This is a genomic window from Streptomyces sp. CO7 (assembly GCF_053474865.1).
In genome coordinates this window covers 74,789-84,761 of the sequence record NZ_JBRIOU010000012.1, presented here as the reverse complement: position 1 = coordinate 84,761, position 9,973 = coordinate 74,789, and the positions used below count along the sequence as shown (strand labels likewise).

Sequence of the window (9,973 nt, the reverse complement as noted above, 5' to 3'; positions counted from 1 at the left end):
CCACGGCGGACGCCCAGGCCGCCCCGCCGCGCAGCACCGCGGGCAGCGGGGTCCGCGTCACGGCGAGCAGCAGCAGCGCGCAGCCCAGGTGGCCGGGCACCGCCCACTCCCACGGCACCGCCCACCGGACCATGCCTCCCGCGGCGGCCACCGCGAGCAGGCCCGCGACCACCGCCGACGCCGTGGCGGCCGCCCCCTCCCGCAGCCGCCCGGCCACCGCGGCGGCGACCAGCGCGGCGAAGGCCAGCAGGAGACCGGCCACGGCCGCGGCGCCGGCGCCGTGGGCCGACAACGACAGCCACAGCGCGCAGGGCACGGCCAGGACGCCCTCCAGACAGGCCCCGACGCCCGCGGTCCAGCGCACCGACGGGCGCAACGGCGAGAGCGCGACCGCGGCGCCCAGGGCGGAGGTGGCCAGCAGCGCCGCGGCGAACAGCTCAAGGGTGCCGCCGCCCGCGCCCGAGGCCCACAGGGGCAGCGCGAGCTGCGCGACGGCGGCCGCGGCCGGCCACGGGCCGCGCAGCTCACGGAAGAGCCACCCGTACCCGGCCCACAGCGCCGCCAGCAGGGCGCAGGCCGTCGCCGCGTACGCCGCCACCGGCGCGTCCGGCAGGGCCACCCGGTACAGGGCGTACGCGTCGAGCACGGTCAGTGTCATGCCGAGCCCGGCCAGCGACTCCGCCGTCGCCCGCAGCCCGCGTCGCAGCAGCGGCACCGGCGCGGCCAGCACCACGGTGGTGAGGGCGCCCAGCACCAGGGCCCGGCCGCCGATGCCCAGCGAGCCCCACGCCACCACGGTGAACACCAGGGAGGCGATGCCGAGCAGCAGTCCGCCCAGCAGCAGGAGCAGGTTCTGCACGTCCGGGCCGGACGCCTCGCTCCGGGGCGTCCGCCCCTGGGCCGTGGCCTGGTCCCAGGGGCCGGGGGAGGGCGCCGGCGCGTTCGCCGCCCACAGCACGCCGACCAGCCAGGCGCGGCGGGCCAGCAGCTGTGCGCGCCGCGCGTCCAGGGACCGCAACTCGGCGTCGACGAGGCGCAGCTCCTCGGCCGGCGGCGGTGGTGGTGGTGTCGTCATACCGGCACCATCACGGCGAAGCGGCCCGGTGCACATGAGTGCGGATACTCAGAACCGGTACTCATCCGGTCCGTCGCCGACGGGGGAGGGGTGCCGTGGAGGAGGCGGAGGCGACAGGTACGGTTTTGTCGGACGCTTGTATTTTTCGAGCGCTGTCGTGTCAGGAAGGGAAACCCATGGACGTCGGACTCAAGCGTGAGCTCGAGCGGAAGGTGCGGGCCGGCGAGCGCCTGACCCGGGAGGACGGCATCGCGCTGTACGAGTCGGACGACCTGGCCTGGCTGGGCGCGCTGGCCCACGAGGCGCGCACCGCGCGTCACGGCGACGTGGCCTGGTTCGACGGCGAGGGGGCCGGCGGCGGCCTGGCCTTCGGCTTCGGCGGCCGGCGCGAGCGTGCCGCCGCCGTCGACGCGATGCTGCGGCTGCGCGAGGAGTGGGACGGCGGCGAGCAGGCCGCCGTCCCGACCGGGGACCGGTCCCTGTCCGGCCTCGAGGTCCTCAAGACCTACGCGGTGGCCCGGCTGCTGCTGGACAACGTGCCGCACCTGAAGGTGTTCCGCGAGACCTACGGCGACCGCACCGCCCAGCTGGCGCTGCAGCACGGCGCCGACGAGATCGACGGCCCGGCGGGCGACGAGGTCGTGGAGCTCGTGCAGGACGCCGGCTTCCGGCCCGTCCAGCACGACGGCGCCTACACGGTCGTCCGCGAGTTCGACGGACCCGACCCCGCGCGGCGCGACCAGCCGCAGGCGATGCGGCTCTGACCCGGTACGACGCGGGGGCGGTGAGGCCGGGCGCCCGGCCTCACCGCCCCCGCGTCGCGCAACCGTCGTCAGCCGATGGTCCACTTCTGGTTGGCGCCGCCGCCGCAGGTCCAGATCTGCAGGCGGGTGCCGTCGGCCGAGGAGTTGTCCTTGGCGTCCAGGCACTTGCCCGAGCCCGTGTTGGTCAGGTCACGGGCCGCGGTGTACGTCCACTTCTGGGCGTTGGTGCCGTTGCAGGTCCACAGCTGGACCACGGCGCCGTCGGCCGTGGAGCCGCCCGAGACGTCCAGGCACTTGCCGAGGGCGCGCACCGTGCCGTCACCCGGGAAGCTCCACTGCTGGGCCGCGTTCCCCGTGCAGTTGTGCAGCTGGATCGGCGTGCCGTCGGCGGTCCCGGCGCCCGCCACGTCCACGCACATGCCGCCGATGCCGCGGATGGGACCCGAGGTGGGCGTGGGCGTGGACCCGCCGTCCGAGGTGGAGACGCGGACGTAGTCGATCGTCATGGTCTGCGGGAAGCTGGTGGAACCGTCGGGGCTGCCCGGCCAGTTGCCGCCCACCGCCAGGTTGAGGATCAGGAAGAACGGGTGGTCGAAGACCCAACGGTCGCCGCCCAGGTCCGCCGGGGTCCGCGTCTGGTACGCGTTGCCGTCGACGTACCAGACGATCTTGTTGGGGCTCCAGTCGACGGCGAAGGTGTGGAAACCGTCGGCGAACGCCTGGCCGCCCGGCAGGGTGTAGCCCGCGCCGATGCCCTCGCCGCCGGAGTAGCCGGGACCGTGGATGGTGCCGTGCACGGTGCCCGGCTCGCGGCCGATGTTCTCCATGACGTCCAGCTCGCCGCTGTTGGGCCAGCCCGCGCTGCCCAGGTCGTTGCCGAGCATCCAGAACGCCGGCCAGATGCCCTGCCCGCGCGGGATCTTGATCCGGGCCTCGAACCGGCCGTACGCCTGGGTGAAGGTCCGGGCCGTGTTGAGCCGCGCCGACGTGTACTGGCAGCTGCCGTACCAGCACTGCAGCCCGGTGTCGGTGTTCTTGCGGGCCGTGATGACGAGGTTGCCGTTGCCGTCGAGCGCCGCGTTGTTCCGGCTGTTGGTGTAGTACTGCAGCTCGTTGTTGCCGTTGCCCGAACCGCCGGTCTCCACCGTCCACTTGGCGGGGTCGGGGGCGCTGCCCGCGGTGCCGTTGAACTCGTCCGCCCAGGTCTGCGCGGCGGCCGCCGCGGTGGCCCGGTCGGGCGCGGTCGCCGCCGCCGGCGGCGCGCCCGCGCCCTGCGCGACCAGCAGCGCGGCCGCGAGGACGGCGACGAGCAGCAGGGTGAGCGTGGTGACGGGCAGTCGTCTCGTCGATTGTGCAACTGTCATGGCGTGTACGTCCCTTGAGCGTGGGGGAGGGGGCCTGTGCGCACCGTACCGAGCGGGAGCGGCCGCCCCTGGGGAGGACGGAGGCGCTCCGCTTGCCCCAGATGGTATGGACCAAGTCGGGCGCGGCCAATGGTGCGTGCGACGCGGAACCGCCCGCGCGCCCAACATGGCCGGATCCGGTCCGGCGGACCCGGCGCGATCCGGTGCCGCTGTCCCCTGTTCCTGCGGCGGGCCGGTGCTTAGCCTCTGCGCATGACACGAGAACCGCTGCGCGAGGAGGAGCCGCCTGCCGGGCGGGAGGTGCCGGCCGGGGCCCCGGGCGCGCGGCGGGGGGCCGCCGCCATCGAGGGCGCGGCGGGCGAAGGCGCGGCGAAGGCCTCCACCGGCGCCCTGCTGCGCTATTCGGCCGGGTCGCTAGGGATGGGCGTCTGGATCACCGTGCCCGGCATGCTGCTGCTCTACTTCATGACCGACACCCTGGGCGTCAGCCCTGCCCTGGCAGGCGTCACGCTGTTGCTCCCCAAGATCGTCGACGCGGTGGCCCATCCCGCGCTCGGCACCTGGTCGGACCGTGAGGCGAGGCGTCACGGGCACCGCCGGCGGATGCTCACCGTGGGGCTGGCCCTGGCGTTCGTGTTCACCGCCCTGTTCACCGTGCCTTCCGCGCTCTCCGGCGTCGGCGCGGCGCTCTGGGTCGGCGTCACGTACACCGCGGGCAACCTGCTGTTCGCCTGCTTCCAGGTCCCCTACGTCACGACCCCCACCGAACTGCGCATCGGGTACCACGAGCGCACCCGTGTCTTCATGTTCCGGATGGCGGCGCTCACCGTCGGCCTGCTGGCCTGCGGCGTCGCCGCACCGGCTCTGGTCGCCTCCGGGGAACGCGAGGCGTACTCCCGCGCGGCGATGATGCTGGCCGCCTTCATGATCGTCACCGGCCTGGTCGCCGTGCGCGGGGTGCGCCGCCTCACCGAGGAGTGCGGCACCCGGCCGCCCTCCGGCGAGGGCCACTCCGTCCTCGCCGACGTCCGGGCGGCGCTGCGGGACCGGGACTTCCGTCCGCTCCTGCTCGCCTACCTCGTCACCGGCACCACCACCCACCTGTTCCTGGCGGCCGTGCCGTACTACACGGCGTACATCCTGGGGAACGAGAAGCTGACCTCCGTGCTGATGGGCGCCTTCCTCGGCCCGGCCGTCCTGGTCGGCCCGCTCTGGCAGGCACTGTCCCGCCGGCACGGCAAACAGCGCGCCCTGATGACCGCGCAGACCCTGTTCCTGGCCGGCTGCCTGGCCCTGTGGCCGGCCGGCGAGCTGGGCACAACGGCCACGGTCGCCGTGGCCGTGCTGCTGGGCGTCGCCTTCGCCGGTCTCCAGCTGCTCTCCTTCAGCATGCTGTCCGACGCCGTCGCCGCGGCCGAGGCGCGGGGCGACACCCGCGCGGGGGCCTACTCGGGCATCTGGACGGCCACCGACGCGACCGGAACGGCGCTGGGCCCCTACCTCTACGCCCTCGCGCTGGCGATCGGCGGCTTCGTGGCCACCACCGAGGGCACCGCCCCGCAGCCGCAGCGGGCGCTGGATCTGCTGCTCATCGGCTTCACGGCGCTTCCCGCCGCCCTGATGGCGCTGGCCCTCGTGTTCCAGCGCCGCTGCCGCCTCGACGAGCGGGGGAGGCCGGCGCCGGTCGTCCGAGCCGGAACGGAAGCCGTCTGATGGGGGTGATCTGATCAGGGCATGACATGCGGACGGCCGCGGGGGTCGGCGCAAACCCCGCGATCACGCGTCCGCGGGCACGGTCACACGGCGGGCGCCGAGCGGATCGCCGCGATGTCGAACTGCAGCCGCACCTTCTCGCTCACCATCGCGCCGCCCTCGGCCAGCCTGCTGTCGTAGGTCAGGCCCCAGTCCGAGCGGTTGATGGTGGTGGTCCCGTCGAAACCGGCCCGCTGGTAGCCGAACGGGTCGGTGACGTTGCCGATGTAGGTCAGCTCCAGCGTCACCGGCCGGGTGATCTCCTTGATGGTGAGGTCCCCGGACATCAGGAACACGTCCCCGCCGGCCGTCTCCACGGAGGTGCTGACGAACCGCATCGTGGGGTAGTGGGCGGAGTCGAGGAAGTCGCGCCCGATCAGGTGGGCGTCGCGCTGCTCCACGCCGGTGTCCACGCTGCCCGTGTTGATCACGATCTCGGCCTGCGAGCGGGTCGGCTTGGTGCCGTGGAAGAACAGACGGCTGCTGTACTCCCGGAAGCACCCCCGCACCGTCGTCACCATGGCGTGCCGCACGGAGAATCCGACCCGGCTGTGGGCGGGGTCGACGAACCACTCACCGGTCAGCGAGGCGAGATCGGGGTCGACGGGAGCCACCTGCGCGAAGGCCGATCTCGCCTCGACGGCAGGATCCGTCACGGCGAGAGGCTCCGGTCGGCCAGGGGCCGCGGTTCGCTTGAACAGACTCACACTTCACCTGTTATTCGCTCGGGACTGCACGCACGACTGCGGGATCCTAATCCAGAGGCCCGCTTTTCTGCACCGTATGCAGGCGCGCGCAGAATCCCCACACATTCCGCACGGGCCCAACCGAATACCCGCTCCCGCCGGTCCCATGCGTACCGATGTCGATGCCTGGGAGTTCCGGGAAACCGGGCTGGTCAGAGCTGTGTACGGTAGTCGCTCCGCACTGCGGACGCGGCATGGGCGGCAGGTGAAACGGATCACGCGCCGGCGGATTTCCGCCATGCTCGCCCGTCGAGGGGAACCAGCCGATTACCGGCGGTTACCGAACTATCCGGGAGATGCTCCGGCAATTTCCCGAAGTGGTGACGGAAGCTCGATTCCCCAGCTTTGCGCCCGAATTGCGTCAGCCCGCCGCCCGGCCCAGCAGACTCAGCGCGTCGGCCGACGCCGAGCCGGGCTCGGCGGTGTGGGTGAGCAGGCGCCGGCCGTCGCCGTCCGGCAGGTGCAGCACCTCGTAGTGAAGTTCCAGGGGACCCACCTGCGGATGGTGGAACCGCTTGGTGCCGCTGGAGCACAGCCGGACGTCGTGCCGCGCCCACAGGGCCGCGAACTCCCGGCTGCGGATCGACAGCTCACCGACCAGCTCGGCGAGCGGGCGGTCGTCCGGACGGTGGGCGGCCGAGTACCGCAGCGAGGAGACGGCCAGCGCGGCCTCCTCGTGCCAGTCGCGGTACAGCTCGCGGGTGTGGGCGTCCAGGAACAGCATGCGCAGCAGGTTGGGACGGGCGTCGTGGTCGTCCGGCGCGGCGGGATCGAGATGTCCGGCGAGCAGGGCGTGGCCCAGCGCGTTCCACGCCAGCACGTCGTTGCGCCGGCCCAGCAACAGGGCGGGCACCGTGGGCATGGACGCCAGCAGACGGACCGCCCCGTGACCCGGGCTCTCCACCGGGTCGGGACGGCGGGCCGCCGGGACCGGCCGGACCAGCGCGAACAGGTGGGCCCGCTCGTCGTCGTCCAGGCGCAGCGCCCGAGCGAGCGCCTCGACCACGGAGTCCCCGGCGTTCACCGACTGCCCCTGCTCCAGCCGCGTGTAGTAGTTCACCGAAATCCCGGCCAGTTGGGCCAGCTCCTCCCGGCGCAGCCCCGGGACCCGTCGTGCGCCCCAGGTGGCCAGCCCCACCGACTCCGGGGTCACGGCGGCGCGTCGGGTCCGCAGGAAATGGCCGAGGCCGCCGGTGACCGTGTCGTGCTCTGTGGGGAGGCTCATGGCTCCAGTATCGGCGCGGGCCGAGCGATGTGCCTGCCCCTGTCAGTGGTACCAACGAGCGGGATCTGGCTGTGTCCTGGAAGCGGCCGCAGGCTCGGAGCCATGACCACCACCGACACCACCGAAGCCGAGAGGACCGCCGGGAACGCTCGAGCCGCCCGCGGCACGGACGCCCGGACCGCCGGCCCGCGGGGCCCGGAGCGAGCCCGCCCCGGCCTGCGGGACCGGCTCGCCCTCATCGTCCTGCTGACCGCGAGCTTCACGCTCGCCGTCGACTTCTCCATCCTCAACGTAGCCCTGCCCCGCATCGGCACCGACCTGGGGTTCGCCCTCGCCGACCTGCAGTGGATCGCCACCTCCTTCGCCCTGTGCGCCGCCGGGTTCACCCTGTTCTTCGGGCGCTGCGCCGACCTGTTCGGCCGTCGGCGGCAGTTCCTCGCCGGGATCGCCCTGCTGGGACTGGCCTCGCTCGTCGGCGGCCTCGCGGACACCCCCTGGCTGCTGCTCACCGCCCGTGTCGCCCAGGGTGTGGCGACCGCCGCCGTCACCCCCGCCGCGCTGTCACTGCTGACCACCTCGTTCCCGGAAGGACCGCTGCGCGAGCGGGCGCTCGGCCTCAACGGCGCGCTGATGGCGGCGGGTTTCACCACCGGCGCCGTCCTCGGCGGACTGCTGACCGACCTGATCAGCTGGCGCTGGGCCTTCTACGTCAACGTGGTCGTGGCCGTGGTGGTGCTGGCGGTCGGCCCGGCCGTGCTGCGGGAGGCACGGGCCGAGGAGCGCTCCCGGCTCGACCTGCCGGGGGCCGTCACGGTCACCCTCGCGCTGATCGCGCTCGTCCTCGGCCTCACCCGGGCGGGGGAGCGCTCCTGGACCGACCCCGGCTGCTGGGCCGCCCTCGCCGCCGCGGCCGTTCTGCTCGCCCTCTTCGTACGGATCGAGAGCCGGGTCGCCCGCCCGCTGCTGCCGCCGCGCCTGCTGACCCGCCGGTCCGTGGGCTGGGGCAACCTCGCCGGAATGCTGGCCTTCGCCACCGAGACGTCCCTGGTCTTCCTGCTGACCCTCTACCTCCAGGAGGTGCGCGGTTTCACCCCGCTCGAGGCCGGACTGACCTTCGCCGTCCTGGGGGCCGGCACGGTGGCCGGCGGCCTGGCGGGCCCGCGGGTCATCGCCCGGATCGGCGGACGGCGCACGGTGGTCGCCGGGTTCGCGCTGCAGGCCGCGGCGACGGCCCCGTTGCTCCTGCTCGGACACCTTCCCGGCTGGTTCGGCGTGCTGCTGGCGGCGACCTTCGTGGGCGGGGCGGCCAACCTGGTGACCATCGTCGGATTCATGGTGACGGCCACCTCCGGCCTCCCCGACGGCGAACAGGGCGTGGCGACCGGTCTGGCGACGATGAGCCAGCAGGTGGGCATCACCCTGGGCACTCCGGTGATGTCCACGGTGGTCACCCTGGCCGCCGCGGGACCGGCCGCGGGCGTGGAGCACGGAGTGACGGCGGCGATCGCGCTGAACGCGCTGCTGTGCGGGGCCGCCGCGCTGCTGTTCGGCTTCGCCCTGCCGCGGGCACGCGCCGTGCGGGAGCGGGGGAGCTGCGACCTGGAGCCGTCGACGCGCTGACCGACCGCCACCCACCGCCCCCGGCCGAGCCACCGCCGGGGGCGGCGTGTCGTTGGGCCGGACTCCCGCCACGACTCGTACCGATCCGTCGTCGACCGAACAATCGAAGCCGGACCTTCCCGCGGAAGACCGGACCACCTCAGGGACGCCCGACACCGGACGCCCGACACCCGAAGTACGACGCCGACGCCCGACGTACGACGCCCGACATACGACTACGACGCACCGCGCACGAGGGACACGAGGCGCGACGCCCGGAGCGCCACGCACGAGGAACGAGGCTGGACGCACAACTCACGAAGACGCCCGACGCACGACTCGAGATACCGACGCCCGAGGCACGACCCGACCGACGTCCGACGCACGACCCGAGTGAGGAACCCGATGTCCGCACCCTCCGACGAGGCCCCCGGGGCGACACCCCCGGCCCGCCGTCGGCGGGAGCCTTGCGCCGCAGGCTCACCGTCCTCGTGCTGGGACTGACGGTCCTGGTCGTCGCCATCCTCGTGGCCTTCGCCCTGCCCGCAGCCAACGGCGGGCCGCGCGAGATCCCGATCGGCGTCGCGGGACCCGCGCCGGCCGCGGAGCGGCTGGAGAGGGCGAGCGCCGGCACGCAGTGGGAGGTCACCCGTTTCGCCGGCGTCGAGGAGCTGACCGCCGCGGTCGAGCACCGGGAGATCGTCGGCGGCATCGCCGTCACCTCCACGGGCGTGACGCTCTACCTGGCGAGTGCGGCCGGTCCGCAGGCCGCGGCGGCACTGACCGGCCTGGCCACGGGGGCGGCCGGGCGGCAGCACGCCGAGCTCACCGTCAAGGACCTGGCGCCCTTTCCGGAGGACGACCCGCGCGGGGCCGGATTCTCCGCCGCCGCGCTGCCCATGGTGTTCGGCGGCATCATCCCGGCCGCCGCCCTCGCCCGGCTCTTCCCCGGCCGGCCACGTCACCGCCTGGCTGGTGGGGCGCTGTTCTCCCTCACGGCGGGCTTCGCGGTGACCGCGGTGCTCCAGTACGGCATCGGCTCGCTGACCGGCCACTACGGGATGACCGCGCTGGGCCTCGCGCTGGGCATCGCGGCCCTGGCCTTCACGCTCCTGGGACTGGAGGCGGTCTTCGGGCTGCCCGGGTTCATCGCCGGCGCGGCACTGATGATGCTGCTCGCCAACCCGCTCTCCGGCCTCGTCACCGGGCCGCACTGGCTCCCGGGCGGCTGGGCCGACCTCGGACAGCTCCTGCCGCCCGGCGCCTCCGGCAGCCTGCTGCGCGCCAACGCCTACTTCCACGGCATCGGCGCCCTGGGCCCGGCGCTCGTCCTCGCCGGCTGGGCCCTGCTCGGCGTCACCCTCCTGCTCACCGGCGGCCGGATCCGCGACGGCCGCGCTCGGCGGGCGCGACGGGAAGCCGCCTGAACCGCTGCCGTCGCCCCCGGC

7 protein-coding genes and 1 pseudogene are annotated in these 9,973 nt (G+C 73.9%); 4 read left to right on the top strand and 4 right to left on the bottom strand.

What is annotated here, in order from left to right; translation table 11 throughout:
- Positions 1-1,075: pseudogene (locus tag ACOV8S_RS30005) on the bottom strand (SCO7613 C-terminal domain-containing membrane protein); the annotation flags it as partial.
- Positions 1,076-1,251: 176 nt separating this feature from the next.
- Here ACOV8S_RS30005 and ACOV8S_RS30000 point away from each other — a divergent pair.
- A complete protein-coding gene (locus tag ACOV8S_RS30000; RefSeq protein ID WP_448321626.1) occupies positions 1,252-1,839 on the top strand; it encodes a hypothetical protein in 588 nt (195 codons plus the stop codon).
- Positions 1,840-1,907: 68 nt separating this feature from the next.
- Here ACOV8S_RS30000 and ACOV8S_RS29995 read toward each other — a convergent pair whose 3' ends face one another.
- Positions 1,908-3,203, bottom strand: a complete 1,296-nt coding sequence (locus ACOV8S_RS29995) for a ricin-type beta-trefoil lectin domain protein (protein ID WP_448321625.1) — start codon at positions 3,201-3,203, stop codon at positions 1,908-1,910.
- A 252-nt stretch (positions 3,204-3,455) separates the two neighbouring features.
- Between ACOV8S_RS29995 and ACOV8S_RS29990 the strand changes: the two genes are divergently transcribed.
- Positions 3,456-4,916: an MFS transporter gene (locus ACOV8S_RS29990; RefSeq protein ID WP_448321624.1), complete on the top strand. Its 1,461-nt coding sequence runs from the start codon at positions 3,456-3,458 to the stop codon at positions 4,914-4,916.
- An 83-nt stretch (positions 4,917-4,999) separates the two neighbouring features.
- Here ACOV8S_RS29990 and ACOV8S_RS29985 read toward each other — a convergent pair whose 3' ends face one another.
- Both ACOV8S_RS29985 and ACOV8S_RS29980 read right to left on the bottom strand, forming a co-directional pair.
- A complete protein-coding gene (locus ACOV8S_RS29985) occupies positions 5,000-5,611 on the bottom strand; it encodes a YceI family protein (protein WP_448321623.1) in 612 nt (203 codons plus the stop codon).
- Positions 5,612-6,062: 451 nt separating this feature from the next.
- Positions 6,063-6,926 (bottom strand): helix-turn-helix transcriptional regulator, encoded by an 864-nt coding sequence (locus tag ACOV8S_RS29980; protein WP_448321622.1) that lies wholly within the window; start codon positions 6,924-6,926, stop codon positions 6,063-6,065.
- A 102-nt stretch (positions 6,927-7,028) separates the two neighbouring features.
- On the opposite strand from ACOV8S_RS29980, the gene ACOV8S_RS29975 reads away from it, so the two are divergent.
- Both ACOV8S_RS29975 and ACOV8S_RS29970 read left to right on the top strand, forming a co-directional pair.
- Positions 7,029-8,546, top strand: a complete 1,518-nt coding sequence (locus tag ACOV8S_RS29975) for an MFS transporter (protein ID WP_448321621.1) — start codon at positions 7,029-7,031, stop codon at positions 8,544-8,546.
- A 446-nt stretch (positions 8,547-8,992) separates the two neighbouring features.
- Entirely contained in the window at positions 8,993-9,952 is a 960-nt protein-coding gene (locus ACOV8S_RS29970; RefSeq protein ID WP_448321620.1) for a hypothetical protein, read from the top strand.
- The last annotated feature ends 21 nt before the right edge of the window (positions 9,953-9,973 follow it).

Bases quoted from the DNA above. Each gene is read 5' to 3' on its own strand.
- ACOV8S_RS30000 (WP_448321626.1), top strand. From the start codon at position 1,252: ATGGACGTCGGACTCAAGCGTGAGCTCGAGCGGAAGGTGCGGGCCGGC.
- ACOV8S_RS29995 (WP_448321625.1), bottom strand. From the start codon at position 3,203: ATGACAGTTGCACAATCGACGAGACGACTGCCCGTCACCACGCTCACC.
- ACOV8S_RS29990 (WP_448321624.1), top strand. From the start codon at position 3,456: ATGACACGAGAACCGCTGCGCGAGGAGGAGCCGCCTGCCGGGCGGGAG.
- ACOV8S_RS29980 (WP_448321622.1), bottom strand. From the start codon at position 6,926: ATGAGCCTCCCCACAGAGCACGACACGGTCACCGGCGGCCTCGGCCAT.
- ACOV8S_RS29975 (WP_448321621.1), top strand. From the start codon at position 7,029: ATGACCACCACCGACACCACCGAAGCCGAGAGGACCGCCGGGAACGCT.